The sequence below is a fragment of the Pseudomonas cimarronensis genome, from assembly GCF_049331905.1.
Classification (GTDB): Bacteria; Pseudomonadota; Gammaproteobacteria; order Pseudomonadales; family Pseudomonadaceae; genus Aquipseudomonas.
Genome location: NZ_CP186283.1, coordinates 2,703,683 through 2,721,057 on the forward strand (window position 1 = coordinate 2,703,683; position 17,375 = coordinate 2,721,057).

Below are 17,375 nucleotides of genomic sequence, written 5' to 3' on the forward strand. Positions count from 1 at the left end.
AATTAATGGTGAGACCCTCCTCCCTCTTAAACAGAAGGTTGGTGCATGTACGAATAGAAGATCTAAACCTTAAATCTCTTTATAAGGCGGTCCTGCTCTTCAGCGTTGTCATTCAACTGTTGGCTTAGATGCGCAGATTGCTCAGCCTGCTCAGAAAGGGACTGAGTTACATCACGGATGACACCGATATTGCGCCCTACCTCCTCAGCAACGCTGCTCTGCTCTTCCGCTGCGCTAGCAATCTGGAGGTTCATTTCACTGATGACATTTACCGCCCCTGTTATGCGTTGCAATGCCTCTATCGCCATTCGCGCCTGCTGAACGTTGCTTTGGGCCTGGTGATGACTACTATTCATTGCATCAGCAACCGCCAAGCTGCGCGCCTGTAGGCTTTCGATAACCTCGCGGATTTCTCCCACCGAGTCCTGCGTACGCTGCGCCAAACCACGCACCTCATCGGCGACCACGGCGAAGCCGCGACCAGACTCGCCAGCCCGAGCCGCTTCAATAGCGGCATTGAGCGCGAGCAGGTTGGTCTGCGATGCAATGCTCTGGATGACCGCTAAGATGGCGCCAATCTGCTCGTTGCTGCGCGCCAAATTCTGCAGTTCACTCATAGCTTGCCCCATATCTCCAACTAGAGCGTCAATACCAGCACTCGTGGCCTCGATGATTGAGTAACCCTGCTGACTAGCGAGATCTGCTTCGTTAGCCGCCTCCGCAGCATTCGCTGCGCTCTGCGCTGAAGCATTCGCGGTAGCAGACATTTCCTGCAGGGCAGTCGCAACTAGGTCAACCTCGCGGAACTGCTGCTGGAGGCCATCACTAGTCTGGCGGGCTATCACTGCGGACTGATCAGAACTAATACGGGCCTTACCGCTGGCTATCTGCACTGCTGCAATGCTTGGTTGTAGCTTGTCGAGAAAGCGGTTGAAAGCAAAGGCCAAACGCCCGAGCTCATCATGACGCGGGTAGCTCAGGCGACGAGTGAGATCGCCCTCACCCTCTGCTATATCCTTGAGCATATTCGCTAGACCAAGGATCGGTCGGCTAATCCCACGAGCAGTGAGAGCCACAACGACCATCCCAAGAAGCCCAATGAACAACCCCAAGCCAACCTCCATCCAGGTGCTGCGCTCCCGGAGCTCCTCCAGGAGGTTTTTCAACGATTGGGCGGGAGCCAACAATACCTGCTTAGGCACACTGAGCAGTATTCCCCACGACTGTGTGCCGGGCACCGGTACCAAGGTGCTAAGCACCGTCACATCCTCGCCTTGGTCGTAAATCTGCGAGTGCCCATCAGCCATTGCATCGAGCACCAACGGCAGTTCTGGATCGTTGAACGTTTGACCAAGACCGGATGCATCTTCGCTGTCACTGGCCAACAAGCCATTAGGGCTGAGAATCCGAATCCGACCATGGCCGTCGAACAATTGCCTACTGCCTTCCTGGCTGCTTTGCTGCAACACCACGAGATCGATGTCAAAGCCCACTACTGCGATGAACTTGCCATTCTCAAGTACCGGTAAGGTGACGCTAGTAACGAGCTTGCGCTGGCCGGATGAGTCGTCGAAATAGGGATCTAAGACGCAGGGTTTCATACTCTTTTGAGAGCATGTGAAGAACGAGTTATAGGCTTGGCCACTGGGGCCTGAAGCGGTGTCACTTAATAGCTTTTCACTGGCGACAACGTGTTGCAGTTCATCTGCACCTCGTAGTAAGTAGAACGAGAAGCGGCCGCTCTCGTTACTACCCAAATCTTCTCGCCCTATGAAGCGGTCATCAGCGCCATCTAAAGCTTGCCTTTCGAAAAGCACAAACAGACCAAGCAACTCCGAATGCGCATTGAGGGTATGGCTCATCTCGCCAAGCAGCTCCCGACGCAACATTTCAGCATCAAGATTTTCAGAGCGTTGCTGCTTGCGCAGTGCTTGTAGCGTTCGCGAAAGGCCTTCACCCAAAAGCAAGTTATCCTGCAGTTTTCGCTGTAGCTGCAATGCCTGAACCTGGCCCTGCAACTGTAAGTGACCGCGAGCTGCCTCAGCGAACAGCTTTCCGCCTTGTTCTTTGATTGCCTCGCTATTCTGCTGCCCCTGGTAAAGCGTCAGACAGATCAGTGAGGCAGCAATGCATAACAAGCACAGACCAACGAGCCAGGTTATGCGGCCTTGGATAGTGGATAGGATATTGCACATGGGATACCTCCACGAAAACTGCAAATTGGACTACCTGCATCACATGGAATAGCTATCCCACACGATGAGGACACTCAAACGACGTTAACTACTGGCTAGTAGCCAACCCATCCCCCACCCCAAGCACGCCTGCACCTTAATCTTCCGACGCTTAAGCATCGGGATGTGCTTGCGTAAAATTTATCAAAGTAAAATGATTTAGTCAACTAAATTTATATGATGCAAGATATCTGCAGGGCGCTCACACGGCTAGCTCTAGAGATAATGAGAAGAGTTATGATTTAGCGCAGTGGTCGCCTTCAAAAGCGAAGGCCTGAGACCATAATTTCGACCCCACGACGCACGTAGGCTTCTTCTGCCTCGAAATCAGGGTCATCTGCCTGGACTAGCCTCGCGAAAACTTGAGTTGCATAGTCAGTAAGGATTTCTGCGACTAACTCAGCATCGAAGCTAGGCTTTAGCATGGTCCGCCTTTGCATCTCCCTCAGTATGTCAGCGATGTCCTTAATCAATCTCTTGTTGACTGCAATCAGCTCTTTCGAGGCGCTGGTGTTGAAAGTTGCACTCATCAGTTCTCGCCATATTGAGAGCGGCAGTGCTGTCAGCTCGTTCGTGACTACGATACTGAAGAACGCGCACAGGGCATCCACAGCATTGTCGAATCGGTCGAGTTTGGTCCAGGCGTCTGCCATACCGATGCGATCCGCACGATCTACCAGCGCAAACAGGATCTCCTGTTTGGTTCCGAAGTAATTGAATATGGTCGGCGCAGATACCCCCGCTTTCGCAGCTATCTGTTCCACTGTAGTGGTGGTGTAGCCATTTAGATCAAAGAGCCCCATCGCTGCAACCAGGATTGCCTCTCTACGCTGCTCCTTCTGCCTTTCACGTAGACCGCTCATGACCACCCTTCCTTTACTTAAATGCCACCCAGACAACCCTATTAAAATTAACTCAATAATATATTTTTATCAGACAAAATTATTTGTTCTTGGTCACGACTTTCGTACGCTGGTATCTGACACGCACCTCGTTCTTCTGGGTGCTAGACACAAACTGCAGCATTTCGCAGGCTCAATGAAGTAATGAAACTGGTGCCCTAGAGATGCGGCACACCTACATTTGCGGGGCGCAGAAAAGGCATCCACACTTGGATACAGAGCTTGACGCTAATCGGTGCCCTCTGCCGGCATCTGATCAGCAGGCATGCGATACCAGCCGAGACATCCAATGGTCGCGCTTAATATGTTTAACGCCCTCTCTAAATTACTCTATCAAATAAAAGTAAATAATTATGTATACCCTTTAATAAATAATGACCCGCTATATCTGCAAAAAAAATTTATGCTGCACCGTACGTTTACCTGCGTGATTTTCATTCTTTTTTGTTGCAGCGGTATATTTAGCTGGCTCATCGACAACGCTGTTGACCCCATTGCAGCTAAAGATACAATTTGGCCACGCATAGCCAGCTTGTGGTTATTAGTGCCAGCTTTCGTGATGAGACGAACTAAAAACTATAAGCAAGCAAGCATATTAGTGATTACATCCGCGATCGCTGACCTCCTACATAGCTTGGCAGTCTTCAAGATCCTGAACAACAGTCTCCCCTTGGGGGTCGGAGGATTCCTTTACTACCCGCTCGGGACAACACTCCTATGCTTAGGTCTATCAATACGCGTAAGTTTAATTTGCCTTCTGGCGGTAACCCTACTCCCTCCCGCTCTCGCACTAAGCGGATGGCTAACAAATTTTCCTCATGCCCTTTATGCGTCCTTTATGGGGCCCGCTGCTGCAATAACTGCCCTAGTGAGTACTACCTTCGCTTGGAGCTACCATCGCCGCTTTCTATTGGAGCGCTCTCTAGAGGAAGCGTCTAAAACCGACCCATTGACAGGTGCCGCGAATAGAAGACACTTTCAGGAAGTGCTACAGAAAGAAGTTGCGCGAAGCTGTCGGCTCGACCGACCATGTGCTCTGCTAATGCTAGATATTGATCACTTTAAACGAATCAACGATACCCACGGTCACCCTACCGGCGACCTAGTAATTTGTGCACTCGCCGAGGCCTGTACTCAAAACTCTCGTCAAGGCGACTCAGTGGCCCGCCTAGGAGGTGAAGAGTTTGCCATCCTTATGCCCGGAACTGGGGCTACAGAAGCCGCTCTGCTAGGTGAGCGGCTTCGTGATCAGATTGAAAAACTGGCCACATACAGCGATACAGGAGTAGCGGTGAGTTGGACCGTAAGTGTCGGAGTCGTTAGCGTTCGGCCCTCACTAAACGAAAATATCTTAGATGTCTGCGAACGATTAGTTAAAATCGCAGATACTGCCCTGTATGACGCCAAACGAGGCGGCCGTAATTGTGTTGTCACCTTTAATGAAAAGAACTCAGTTCAGTAACTCGCGATGTAACTCCCACCGCATGCAACGGCGGGCTCATTAGCCAGAGTCAAGCAGGGTTCTGACAATCGACGGTAAGTCCAGTGCTTGTCAGCGTGGTGCTTTCCGTCGTAATGCCGATGGAGTGAACTCTTCAACACTTGGTATTATTTTGCTGAAATCAACAGTTCTCGGCTCTTCGTTGTCCAATCCTTGCACACCGTAGCGTCGTGCCCGAACGTCATGAAAAGTGTCCAGAGCGGTAAACACCATGGGTTGCTCGTAGAAATTTTTCAAGTATGCCATAGACACCCGCCATATTTGGCCACTCCCATTATAATGGTCAGCCACTGCTATTCCCCAACTATCCTCATCCAAAAACAAAGTCCGGCGTTTATAAATGTGTCGATCTCCAGATTTCAGCTTTCCCTCAACTACCCATACCCGGTGCAACTCATAGCGCGTGTATTTTGGGTTGACATGACCTGGTGTAAGTAACTCTGCATACGTTACCTTTGGGCTAGTCACCATATAGTTGTTATACGGAATATAGATTTCTTTTTTTCCTAACAGCGTCCAGTCATAAAAATCCGGCGCGCCATTAAACATGTCAGTGTTATCAGCTGTACGCAGTCCTTTGGTCTCCGCGAGCGGGTTGTCGTACGCCAACACCGGGGCACGCCGAACGCGACGGTGGCCAGGGCTATAGCTCCAAGCCATGCGAGGCTCTTTGACTTGGTCAAGAGTTTCTTTAATCAGCGCCCCTTCACCTGCCAAGCGAGCTGGTGCGATAGCAAATGTCATGTAATAGAAGAGCGTGTTGCCATGTTGATCAAGACTTCCATTTGGATCGTAGTAGGAAGAAAGAATGCGATCTTCAGACGTCACCAGCGAATAGGCACCATTACGCTCGACTGCGGCCTGTGATGAACGGTGCTCTGCATAAGTACCTCGGTATCTAGCGATATGGTTCCAAAGCACCTCCAAACCATTTTGTGGGATTGGAAATGGAATTCCACCGAATGCGCTGGCAAAACCATTGCCCTCAGCCACAAGTACACCGCTGGTGGCATTTTTGAAAGTATTGTCATAGACCCGTTGAGGTGCAGAGCCAGTACGCCGGCTTTGGTATACCGGCATTTTGAACGTGTCTGGAAAGGAGTTGAACAACGCAATCTGGCCTGGTGTTAGATGCGCCTCATACTGTTGCAGATTGGCTTTAGTGATGGTGAACTGCGGCTTGTCCTCTGGAAAAGGATCGACATGATGGGTCCCTGGCCCTGCATAGCCCGCGGGGAGCTGGGTGAGGCCACCATCCCAAGTGGGGATGGTGCCATCGACATTGCCAGCCCTCTCTGCCCCCATTGGAGTTAGGCTGCTTTTCAATAGCGCAGCTTGGTCAGCACTCACAGCAGCTTGTGCTGTGTTCAACATCAGTATGGTCAACGCGAGAACAGCGATTAAACGCTCATTTGGATACATCTAATAGACCTCCACAGCAAGCTGAACCAGAACGAGTACTGGCCAGAAACCGGAACAACGTCTTGCCCCCATTAGTTCGCTGGCTCCACTGGGGTGCCAACTGGTACTCCTATCTTGCAGATGCACCGTGAGATTTCAGAGGAAGAGATGATATTTATAATAGTAAAATATTTTATTAAAATAAATATTATCTATGCGATATGCGACGGATGGTGATCGTCATAGACAGGCAAGGGTTAGTCACGATCGTCGTCCCTGAAAAACGGCCTTATTGCTGACGGCCTCTGATGCTTAGAGGCTGCGTGCAATCACCAACCGTTTCGCTGGTTCCCTCGTATACCTGGCATACGCGCACGTCGCGGTAGATACGTTAAACCGGGAAGTCCTCGAGGTAGCCGTAGCCACCCAGGATCTGGACCATCACAGAACACACCGGCTCGGTCATGTCATCCTGCGCCTCATTGCCAGGGAACCGGCACCTGGCATGAGCGGACAAGTGCTTGTGCACGTATAGCTGTAACTCGTCGGCAAACTCTGCATCGGGCTGGTCGCGCGCGTGCAGTACCATGCCCACGCGAATGCGGGGACTCAGGAAAAGTCCAGGAGCGATCCATGGCCACTACTTTGAGCTTCGCACCATGGGCTGCTCCTGCAGAATCAGCCATCGGCTGTGACATTGCCTGACCCCGTCACCAGTTCCTCGATGCTGATCTCGCGCATGCGGAATTTCTGGATTTTTCCGGTCACTGTCATCGGGAAGACGTCGACGAATCGGTAGTGGCGCGGTACTTTGAAGTGGGCGATACGCGCCTTGCACCAGCAGTGCAACTCCTCCTCAGTGGCAGTCTGACCGGGGTGGAACTTGATCCAGGCAACAATTTCCTCTCCGTACTTGCTGTCCGGGATGCCAATCACCTGCACGTCGGCGATAGCTGGATGAGTGAAGAAGAACTCCTCCAGCTCGCGCGGATAGATGTTCTCGCCGCCGCGGATGATCATGTCCTTACTGCGGCCGACGATACATACGTAGCCGTTGTCGTCCATCGTTGCCAGGTCGCCTGTGTGCATCCAGCGTAAAGAATCGATTGCTTCTGCCGTTGCCGTGGGATTGTCCCAGTAGCCGAGCATGACGCTGTAGCCGCGGGTGCACAGCTCGCCAATCTGGCCGCGCGGTACGGTATTCCCATCAGCGTCGACAATCTTGGTCTCCAGATGTGGCTGGGTACGACCGACGGTCGTCACGCGTAGTTCCAGTTCGTCGTCCGGGCCAGTCTGCAGCGAAACCGGGCTGGTTTCGGTCATGCCATAGGCGATCTGCACCTCGCTCATGTGCATCTCATCGATCACCCGCCGCATCACTTCGATCGGGCAGGTGGCACCGGCCATGATCCCGGTGCGCAGACTGGACAGATCAAATTCGCCGCGCTGCGGGTGATCCAGTTCGGCGATGAACATCGTCGGGACGCCGAACAGCGCTGTAGCCTTTTCTTCGGCCACAGCACTCAGTGTGGCCAGCGGGTCGAAGGCGTCGCTGGGGTAGATCATAGTCGAGCCGTGGGTGAGGCAACCGAGGTTGCCCATCACCATGCCGAAACAGTGGTACAACGGCACAGGGATCACTAGGCGATCGTATTCGGTGAGGCCGAGGCTCTCACCGACCATGTAACCGTTGTTGAGAATGTTGTAGTGGCTGAGAGTCGCCCCCTTGGGGAAGCCGGTGGTGCCGGAGGTGTACTGGATGTTGATCGGGTCGTCGAACTGCAGACTGGCCTGCCACTCAACCAGCGCCTGCGGCTCCACTTCGGCGGCCCGCCCCTGCAGTTTGGTCCAGGACAGGAAACCCGCTGGCGGTGCCGCGCAAAGACTTACTACTCCTCTCAGTTCAGGCAGACGCTCGCTAACCAATGAGCCAGGTGCCGTGTCGGCCAATTCTGGCAGCAGCTCAAGAAGCATTGCGTGGTAGTCGGAGGACTTGAAGGAGTCTGCGCAAATCACCCAGCGGCAGCCGGACTGTTTGAGCACGTACTCCAATTCACTCACCCGATAAGCCGGATTGATGTTGACCAGAATGGCACCGATTTTGGCGCTGGCGAACTGAGTAATGCACCACTCGACGCAGTTCGGTGCCCAGATTCCCAGGCGATCGCCGCTTCGCAGGCCTATGGCGAGTAAGGCGCAGGCGTGCCGCTCGACAGCCTCTGCGAGCTCAGCCCAGCTGCAGCGTAAACCCTGGTGGCGCACCACCAGCGCCTCTCGCTCAGCAAAGCGCGCCACAGTCTTGTCGAACGCTTCGCCGATGGTCATTGCTAGCAGCTCCTGATTCTGCCGGCCATAGGTGTGACTGAGGTGTGTCATGGTTGCCCCTTGTGATTGTTGTGGGCATCGATCAATGATATGCCGTTTACGTCAACGTCAGCCCGTAAAGAGTCAAGGCCCCATAGTCTCGGAATTAAGGGCGAATGGTGCCTCGGTTCAATGCCCTATCTCGCTCTGGGATAGGGCATTCGATTTAGCGGATGAAGACTTGGGTGGTAGTGAGCGCCATGTCACCGCCGGGAAGATTTATGTTCTTCACCTTTTCCAACGTGTCCGGGTCATACACCGCGATGTCGTTGAAGCTACCGGCCAGGTAGAGCTTGCTGCCCGAGGTATTGAAGGCGATGCAGTAGTAGGTGTGGTCAAGGTTCGCCGCCTTGATCAGTTTCTGCTCCTTGATGTCGTATTTGGCCAAGCGGTTGAGGAGGCCAAACATCTGATTCGGATCCTTCGGTGAACGCAGACCAGTGAAGTAAAGCTCGGTCAGTGGCGCGAAATCCTGCACAGTGCTCTTGCCGGTTTTCAGGTCAATGCTGACATAGCCATAGATGTATTCGGCGGTGTCCAGATCTTGCTTCTCATCTTTGAACTTTACCGTGGTGTAGAGCATGAAAAAGTCATGCAGTGCGCTCTGATGCGGCCAGAAGTAGAGTACGTCCGGTGCGCCGTAGAGCGGACGCTGCCAGTTGCGGCCGGGCACCGCGACCTCGTACTTGCCGGTCTTTACATCCATTTTGTAGATGTCCGGCCCGGCTATATACAGACTGCCATCGTCACCAGCTCGCATTAGATAGAGCTGCCTAGGCACAGGGAAGCTACGCACCGGTTTGGCGTCCAGCCCGGCGGACGTATCAAAAACCTCCAGACGCGGCTGCTTCACCACATAGCGGTCGTTGAGTATCTGTGTTGGATTGACCACGCTGTACAGCTCTTTACCGTCCGGGCTGATCTCGAAGGAGAACATGGAGCGCGCTCGTTCACCCGGCTTGGTCGACAGATTGGCATGAAACACCGTGGCGCAAGTGTCCAGATCTACACCGTAAAGGTCACCGTAGTGGTTATTGAGGATGTAGGCCGTCTTGCGGTCCGGTGCCATCATCGCGGTACCGGGGCCGAAGGCGTCGGGCATTTGGCAGGTCTTGTACAGAGTGTCGCTGACCAGATCGACCACGTGCAGATTATTCGGGTAGTTGGTGGCAATCAGGTATTCATGACCGGGCTTGAGCACCGGCCCAATCTCTGCGGCACTCACCGTCGATACGCCCAGGGCCAGGCTGATGCCGGTCGCAGCGAGCAGTCCGGAAAGGCCGATGCGGGAGGCAGCTAGGCTGCCATTGAGTCGAAGCTTCATAGCGGTACCCCTTTTATTCTGGTCGCCGGATCATTTGTCTTTGGGAAACACGGTGCCGAGATTGCGCCAGTCGGTGCTGGAGTTCTGGGCGTCTTTGTTCCAGTCGGGGTGTGTGCTCATCATGTCCGGCACCTGGGCTGGCCACCAGCACGGGTCCGAACAGCCGTACAGGTCGGCCTCCATCGGTTGGCACAGCGAGGCGATACCACCAAAGGCATCGACCTCCCATCCGGGGTCGGTAGTGGCAGTGCAGCCGACGACCGTACTCATCGCTAATACATCTTCGACGCGATCTTCAGCAGCGGCTTGTTCGAGCCATTGGGCTTTGTTGTTGAGCGGCTTCAGATGTTTCATGTCAGTGCGCCTTCCGAGGAGTGATGTAGCTGCTAATAAAGGCTGGGTTGGCCGCCATGATGCGGCTGTAGACCTCGATGCCGAAGTCAACCCAGTCGCGCATCAGCTCACAGTAGTGATAGGTCGGGTGAGTCGGGTCTCCGTAGCGGGCGTAACTCTCGTGGTAGCAGCCACCGGAGCACAGGTTGCGAATGCGGCAGTCTTCGCAGCCGGTGTTGCTGCGATCCAGACGCTGGGAAAGGAAGTCGTTGAGCTCGGCCTGCTTCACCCCGCTGTGCACGTTGCCGAAGGTCGGCAGACTTGAGCCGGTGAATCGATGACAGAGATTCAGCTCGCCTTTGTGGTCCACCGCCAGCATCTTCAGACCAGCACCGCAAGGCAGGGCCTTCTTGTGCCCTTCGTGGATATCGGTGATCAGTTGGTGTAGGTTGGAAAACCCGATATTGCGGTGCTCGAGCGCCGCATCCAGGTAACGCCTGCCAAGTTTCTTCATATTGGCGAAGACTTCGATCAACTCTTCGTTGGTCAGGTTAAAACTGCTGATATCGCCCGACGTCACCGGAGCGAAACCGACCTCAGCAAAGCCCAATTCGTTAAATAAGTGATCCCAGATGGTTTCAACGTCTGTGACCCCGGTAGTCAGAGTTACCCGTGCACCGACCGGGCGACTGTTGTAACGAGACAGCAGCATCTCGGCCTTGTGCCGCACCACGTCATAAGTACCCTGCCCCCCCACAGTAATCCGATTACGATCGTGCACAGTTTTCGGACCATCGATACTCACGGACAGACCAAAACGATGGGCGTTCAGATAGTCCACAGTCTCTTCCGTGAGCAAGGTGGCGTTGGTGGTCATTACAAATTCGACGAACTTGCCAGCGTCGCGAAAACGTTTCTCGCAGTAATCGACCATGTACTCGATCAGTTTGCGATTGCTAAGTGGTTCACCGCCGAAAAACACCACAGTGAAGCGCTCTTCCTCCGGGGACTCCTTGAGTAGCATTTCCACCGAGGCAATGGCTGTCTCGACGTCCATCTTCTTGCCCGCGGAAGGCTTGTCCAGATCCTCTTTGTAACAATAGGTGCAACTCAGATTGCAGCCTGTATTGACGTTCAGCACCACGGTATTGATCGCCGTACGCTCAACACGCTTGACGACAATGTCCGGGGTTTGCGGAGAACCATCACTGATCACCTCTAGGGCGATCAACTCATGCAAGGTTTCGATGATTTCCGGCCCACTAAAACGTGCGGCCAGGTGCTGCATCAGATCCTCTGCGGAACAACTCTGCTGGCGCAGAACATCGATAATCCCCCCTGTCAGAGCATCGGAAGCGAACAAGGAACTGCTCGGAACATGGAATAGCAAGCGGTCGGCATCAACCTGCACTTCGTGCAGGTTGCGCTCGACTAAATTCAAGATAACGCCCATAACAACCTCCTCGACTCATCCCAACCCACCACACAGGCCATCCCGTGCGGCACACTACCCATCAAGGCAGCGGCGGGTTGTTCCAGCGCTGGACGGTGACAATCAGCTGCCCCTCGCCCTTGTGAGAGGCACCGCCGTCGTCCACCTGCGCGATGACTTTTAGGTTGCCGGCGTTGTTGGTAGACATTTTGCGCGCCGGGTTGGGGCCAGCATCACCAGGCAGGAACACACCGTCCATCTGCATAATGCCGGCGTACTTCACGTCTTCATCCTCGGCGGCTCGCTCGTCGAACGGCTCCACCGACCAGGTGGCCGGGAAAATGCCGATGCGGTATGGCTGACCCGAAGCATCCTTGCTCCAGGCTTCAGCATCGAAGCGCCCCTGGACCTTAGGTGTCGAGCCGCCGTTGTCGCCGACCCGGGCAATGGAGAGCGCCGGCACCACCCTGACCTCGGAAATATCGCGATACACCGCCAGGCTGCCACCCTTGATTGCACCGACACTCACCGCTTGCGTGCCAGCCATGGCATCAGCGCTTGCCCGGACTTTCACAGTGACCCGCTCGGAGGTCTGTGCCACGACCTCAAGCACCTGGATACCCGGCCCGAATAGCGGCTTGCCTTCAAGAGCGCTGCCAATGATCGTTACCTGCGCTTCGCTGCCGGCCTTCAGGTAACCCGGTTGTACTGCCAGTACGCGGGCCACGCCTTGCTGCGCGGCAACAAAATCAAGACCACGCTCATCATGCTCGGTCTCGAACATACGGCCCTGCAGCTCACCCTTGCTCGCAGCGAACACCTGACGCATGGCAACACCGCCGATGTCGACGCTGCCACGCCATTCGTAACCGCTGTAGAGCACTGCACTGCCCTGCCCCTTGAATGGAGTGCCGTCGGCGTACTCGCCGTCGACAATCAGCTTGAACTGGTCGCCTTCACCGCCAGTCACCTGCATGGTGCCGGCCACCTCACCCTTGCTCGGCATATGTCCGGCAAAGCTCCACTTACCGACCAGTGTCTCGGCCTCGGGTTTGCTCTGCTGCCAGTCGCTCCAGGCTTTGGCATCCAGCGGATAGCGCTCGGCAAGCAACGGCGCCACTTCGTTATGGGCAAGACCGTACCAGTCGCGATCGCGTGACATGGCCTGATATTCGAGCGATGGCCAACGGCCGAGGTGGAAGTCGATCAGGTGTTCCCACTCCTTGAGCGTACGCCGCTGCAGGGCAGTCCGCGCACCCGAGTGGCAACGAGCGCACGTCTGATTGATCGGTTCGTCAAACTGTTCGACCGTGTTCAGCCTACGCTCAAAGGCGTAGCGCAAGCCCTCGGTTTCGCTCGGAGCCAGGCCTTGCTTGTCGGAGAGAAACTTGACCAGGGTCTGACGATCATCGTCCTCGATCTTCAGACCGTACATGATCTGCATACGCGCGATGCTCATCAGCCAGCCTTCTGGTGTCTTGCGCTGGTGACTGATTCGACTAAGCGCATCGTTACCTTCAGGGGTATGACACATCATGCACTTGGCGTTGAGGATGGTTTGGCCATCTTTCGCAGCGGCAGGTTGCAACACTGCACAGGCCATTATGGCCAGGGTGCCGGCCCCCAAGTAATGCCGGAATCGTGTCGTCTTCAAGGTCAGGTCTCCACGGTATTGTTATTTAAATCCGCACCCGACGAGGGGCTGGAGTATATCTACATGAAGTTATGCACGATCCATGCCACCCATAACAAATCATTTAAAAACAACATCTTATTCAAATAAAAGACTCATAATCCAAGACGTGAAGCAAACCACGGCGTCTAATTTCGCGATGACTGTCTAACTCTGAGACAGAGTCTTCTGCCTGCCAGGTGCGGGCAGCAGCAGGATGCCGAGTACCATCGCCAACAACCCGAGCCACACGAACGAAACGAATGGATAGCGCCGCACGACCACCACACCATGCGTTACATCGTCCTCCTCACCGATCTTCATCAGCCCAGGCGATGCGGGCACCCAGACCTGCAGGTCTTCGGTCCAGCCACGTACGATGAAGGGGTGCAGCACGTAGCCTGGGTCACCCACATGCCGCGCATAGCGGTAATCGAGAATTTCGCACAGCTGCCGCACCGGCCCCTGATAGCCAGGTGGTAGCTCGCGGGCATCCTGGAACAGGGCGTGGCCGGCAAGCAGATCGCCATCACTGCGCAGTTCAACCCGTGCCACGGTGCGATAACCTGAGAAGTCAGCCACGCTGTCGAACGGCAGAACGCGCACCTGCATGCGCTCCGTCACTTGATGCCAGGTATCGCCAGTTGATGCAGGGGAGATGTTGATCGGCATATAAGCGTTCAGCGCGGTGGCGGACAGCCCGCCGATCAACGCCACTACAGCCCCCCCATGAATCATCACCAGAGGGCCCGTATGCCGTAAAGTGCCTAGTCGGCGACTGCGCCACAGGCTCATCAAGCACCACAATAGACTGGCGCCGAGGAGGAAAGCACCGGCCAGCAAAGCGGCATCCAACCAGGGCAGCACCGCCACGATGCTCTGCGACAGTACGCCTTCTCCGGTATAGCGCGGCGACAGCCAACCTCCCCCCCAGGCCGTCAACGCCACCCACAGGGACATACACAGCGTGAGAAACGCGGCGACCCGTGTGCGAAAACAGCGGCGCAAAAACGTATAGCCGCCCACCAGCCCGAGCAGCGCTATAATTGGCGCCAGCCACTTGCCAATGGCGTGGCCGTCCACGTCCCACTGGGCGAAAGCCTGTCGCAATTCAGTTATTTCCGCAGTGCTGGCCCAGGCCAGCAGAGTCTCGAAAAAGGGTTTCAACTCACCGGGCTTCTCCACGGTCAACCACTGTTGCAGATGCGCGCGAAGCAACACGCCCACTGCCAGCAGAGCAGCACCGGCGAACAACCAGACCGACAGGTCGAGTGTCCATTCAGATGTGTCACGTCGTTTTTGCTCTGCCTTCCCGATACGGTTTAACAGCGCCCGCCCTCCAAGCACCAGCGCCACGCCGACAAGTAGCATGGCCAATACCAGGTGGCTCAGCCAGGAGGTGGTACCGATGTAGCGGTGCGAGCTGGCCAACACTTCGCTGCGCGTCACCGCCATTGCGATGCAGACCAACGCAGCGGTGAACAGGCTTAGTAGCGGCAGCAGCATCTGATTCGGCCCTTTGAGGCGCCAGCGTCTAGCACCGTGCAGGATCGCCCCGAGCAACGCCCAGATGGCGAACGCCACGGTCTGTACCGGGTCCCAATGCCACAACTGGCCGAAGGTAAAGTCCTCGAGTGCCCAGACCATGCCCATCCCGACTCCTGTAGTGAGTACCAGCCAGGAACGTCGCCCGTAGATCAGGGCGACTCGCCCATAGTGGTCGCCGTCATACCTCAGCGCATCAGCAGCCGCACCGGCAGGCGCCATGGCCCAAGCGTAAGCGGCGAGGATCAACGGCGCATGAAAGGCCATCCAGATTGTCTGCAGATGCGCGTTCATGCCCTGGCTAGCCTGTGCCGCAAGCCAGTCTGGCGGTGTGGCGCTGAACGGCCCGAGCCAGGCGGCCGTCGCCGTGTACCAGGCTGCGATAAGGGCGTTGCCGCGCCCAGCCCAACCCGGCAGCCTGGCGTTGCGCAAGGCAACGCCCATACACAGGGTGGCCAAAACCAGCACCGTCCCCTCGTCGCCACCCCAGAGATTGGATATTTTCAGGTAAGCGGGTAGTCCGGCACTGCTATAGAGCCAGACGTAACGCAGCTCGAACCGATCAGCGAACAGATACAGGACTAGCCCCAGACAGGCGCCGCACAATGCGGCCAGGCTCAAACGCCAGAGCGGTAGGCGCAGGCTCGGCCTGAACACGCCAAGAACGATCAGGGCGGCAAGCACCCCAAGCACTACATTACCGGCTTGCGGCAGAATCCATAGCAAGGTGCAGGACAGGACGAGTCCGAGCACCCATTGCAGGAGCGCACCACCTCGTTGTTCGTTCATGGTCGGATCTCCTTTGTTATTGTTGCCCGCACAGCCGTACACATTGCATGCCACTGGCACGAAAGCATTGCGCAACAATCTCTTAGGCCGCTTCGAAGGCGGTACCCCCATCGCCTCTCTGTATCATTTCGCGACCTTTGTTCCACGGTGCGAATCTGTCACGAGATCGTCTCAGTGAGTCTCAAACTGCTACATCTGCCAGCTACGCCTGCCTCCAAAACAATAAATAAAAATTCTTAATATCAGCCAGTTAGCGCAAAGAAACGGCCTTGGCATGGCCGTTGCGATGGTGCCTCGCAACGCCACCAAACGAGGCTCGAGAATATGCCCATCGAATTCCCCATCCTTCCGCAAACCCGTGCCTTCGTCACCCGCCAGCTGAAGATGCTGATCGATGGGCGATGGCTGGATGCCGCCAGCGGCGCCACCATGAGCTTCCTCAACCCGGCCACCGGCGAGATACTCGGTCAAGTGCCCTCGGCTGCTGCGGAAGACGTCGACCGGGCCGTGCAAGCTGCTCGCCGGGCCTTCGACGACTCGCCATGGAGCCGTATGCGGCCACGCGAACGGCAGAACCTGCTGTGGAAGCTGGCCGACCTGATGGAGCGGGACGCCCAGCTGCTGGCCGAACTGGAATGCCTGAACAACGGGAAGAGCGCGCAGGTGGCGCGGGTAATGGACGTGCAGCTGTCCATCGACTTCCTGCGCTACATGGCCGGCTGGGCAACCAAGATCGAAGGCAGCAGCATCAATGTGTCCATGCCGCTGATGCCCGACGCCCAGTTCCACGGCTATATCCGCCGTGAGGCGGTGGGCGTGGTGGGGGCCATCGTCGCCTGGAACTTCCCGCTGCTGCTGGCCTGCTGGAAACTCGGCCCGGCGCTGGCCACCGGCTGCAGCGTTGTGCTCAAGCCTGCCGACGAGACCCCACTGAGTGCCCTCAAACTGGCTGAATTGGTCCAGGAGGCCGGATACCCGGATGGCGTGTTCAACGTAGTTACCGGCAGCGGTCTACAAGCCGGTGCTGCCCTCACCGCTCATCCTGGCGTGGACAAGCTGACCTTCACCGGCTCCACCGAGGTCGGCAAGCAGATCGGTAAAGCGGCGATGGACAACATGACCCGTGTGACTCTGGAGCTGGGCGGCAAGTCGCCCACCGTGGTGCTGGCTGACGCCAATCTGCAGGAAGCGGCTGCAGGTGCCGCCAGTGCGATCTTCTTCAACCAGGGCCAAGTATGCTGCGCAGGCTCGCGCCTTTACGTACAACGCAAGCACTTCGATAACGTGATTGCCGACATCGCTGGCATCGCCAACGGTATGAAGCTAGGCAACGGCTTAGATCCCAGTGTCGACATGGGACCGCTGATCTCCGCCAAGCAGCAGGGCCGTGTCACTAGCTACATCGAACTCGGCCGCCAACTTGGCGCGACCGTCGCCTGCGGCGGCGAAAGCTTCGGCCCCGGTTACTTCGTCAAACCGACGGTACTGGTGGATGTCGATCAGAAGCACCGCCTGGTGCAGGAGGAGATTTTCGGCCCAGTGCTGGTCGCGATGCCCTTCGACGACCTCGACGAAGCCGTGCGCCTGGCCAACGACAGTCCCTACGGACTCGGAGCCAGCATCTGGTCCAACGATCTCTCCGCCGTGCATCGACTGATCCCGCGCATCAAGTCCGGTTCGGTATGGGTCAATTGTCATAGCGCCCTCGACCCTGCCCTGCCCTTCGGCGGCTACAAGATGTCCGGTGTTGGACGCGAGATGGGCGCGGCCGCCATCGAACACTACACCGAGCTTAAGTCGGTACTGATCCGCCTATGAAGCCCCCCGGGCGGGTCGACTTCCGCCCCGTGCCCGCGAGTCGCGATAACACAATAAGAA

Annotated in this window: 11 protein-coding genes and 2 pseudogenes; 2 read left to right on the top strand and 11 right to left on the bottom strand. The window is 56.1% G+C overall.

Features of this window, described 5'->3' with window-relative positions; all coding sequences use genetic code 11:
* Window positions 1-62 precede the first annotated feature (62 nt).
* The 3 genes and pseudogenes from ACOCLD_RS12640 to ACOCLD_RS12650 all read right to left on the bottom strand — a co-directional run bounded on the left by ACOCLD_RS12640 (window position 63) and on the right by ACOCLD_RS12650 (window position 3,097).
* Window positions 63-617, bottom strand: a complete 555-nt coding sequence (locus ACOCLD_RS12640; RefSeq protein ID WP_422911802.1) for a methyl-accepting chemotaxis protein — start codon at window positions 615-617, stop codon at window positions 63-65.
* Between the two features lie 303 nt (window positions 618-920).
* Window positions 921-2,195 (bottom strand): annotated as a pseudogene (locus ACOCLD_RS12645) (HAMP domain-containing protein); the annotation flags it as partial.
* Between the two features lie 299 nt (window positions 2,196-2,494).
* Window positions 2,495-3,097, bottom strand: coding sequence for a TetR/AcrR family transcriptional regulator (locus ACOCLD_RS12650; RefSeq protein WP_422909415.1), 603 nt, complete (start codon window positions 3,095-3,097; stop codon window positions 2,495-2,497).
* 343 nt (window positions 3,098-3,440) lie between these two features.
* Between ACOCLD_RS12650 and ACOCLD_RS12655 the strand changes: the two genes are divergently transcribed.
* Entirely contained in the window at window positions 3,441-4,598 is a 1,158-nt protein-coding gene (locus ACOCLD_RS12655) for a GGDEF domain-containing protein (protein WP_422909416.1), read from the top strand.
* A gap of 90 nt (window positions 4,599-4,688) precedes the next feature.
* On the opposite strand, the gene ACOCLD_RS12660 is transcribed toward ACOCLD_RS12655, so the two are convergent.
* The 8 genes and pseudogenes from ACOCLD_RS12660 to ccsA all read right to left on the bottom strand — a co-directional run bounded on the left by ACOCLD_RS12660 (window position 4,689) and on the right by ccsA (window position 15,572).
* Window positions 4,689-6,059, bottom strand: a complete 1,371-nt coding sequence (locus ACOCLD_RS12660; protein ID WP_422909417.1) for a DUF1329 domain-containing protein — start codon at window positions 6,057-6,059, stop codon at window positions 4,689-4,691.
* A 291-nt stretch (window positions 6,060-6,350) separates the two neighbouring features.
* Window positions 6,351-6,507 (bottom strand): annotated as a pseudogene (locus ACOCLD_RS12665) (acyl-CoA dehydrogenase family protein); the annotation flags it as partial.
* Window positions 6,508-6,716: 209 nt separating this feature from the next.
* Entirely contained in the window at window positions 6,717-8,414 is a 1,698-nt protein-coding gene (locus ACOCLD_RS12670; protein ID WP_422909418.1) for an AMP-binding protein, read from the bottom strand.
* 154 nt (window positions 8,415-8,568) lie between these two features.
* Entirely contained in the window at window positions 8,569-9,726 is a 1,158-nt protein-coding gene (peaD, locus tag ACOCLD_RS12675; protein ID WP_422909419.1) for a quinohemoprotein amine dehydrogenase subunit beta, read from the bottom strand.
* A gap of 30 nt (window positions 9,727-9,756) precedes the next feature.
* The gene (gene qhpC, locus ACOCLD_RS12680; RefSeq protein ID WP_422909420.1) at window positions 9,757-10,080 is read right to left on the bottom strand and encodes a quinohemoprotein amine dehydrogenase subunit gamma; all 324 of its coding nucleotides are present in this window, start codon (window positions 10,078-10,080) and stop codon (window positions 9,757-9,759) included.
* Between the two features lies 1 nt (window position 10,081).
* The gene (gene peaB, locus ACOCLD_RS12685; RefSeq protein WP_422909421.1) at window positions 10,082-11,512 is read right to left on the bottom strand and encodes a quinohemoprotein amine dehydrogenase maturation protein; all 1,431 of its coding nucleotides are present in this window, start codon (window positions 11,510-11,512) and stop codon (window positions 10,082-10,084) included.
* 61 nt (window positions 11,513-11,573) lie between these two features.
* Window positions 11,574-13,094: a quinohemoprotein amine dehydrogenase subunit alpha gene (peaA, locus tag ACOCLD_RS12690; protein ID WP_422911803.1), complete on the bottom strand. Its 1,521-nt coding sequence runs from the start codon at window positions 13,092-13,094 to the stop codon at window positions 11,574-11,576.
* 237 nt (window positions 13,095-13,331) lie between these two features.
* Window positions 13,332-15,572: a cytochrome c biogenesis protein CcsA gene (gene ccsA, locus ACOCLD_RS12695; protein WP_422909422.1), complete on the bottom strand. Its 2,241-nt coding sequence runs from the start codon at window positions 15,570-15,572 to the stop codon at window positions 13,332-13,334.
* 249 nt (window positions 15,573-15,821) lie between these two features.
* Between ccsA and ACOCLD_RS12700 the strand changes: the two genes are divergently transcribed.
* Entirely contained in the window at window positions 15,822-17,315 is a 1,494-nt protein-coding gene (locus ACOCLD_RS12700) for an aldehyde dehydrogenase family protein (RefSeq protein ID WP_422909423.1), read from the top strand.
* The last annotated feature ends 60 nt before the right edge of the window (window positions 17,316-17,375 follow it).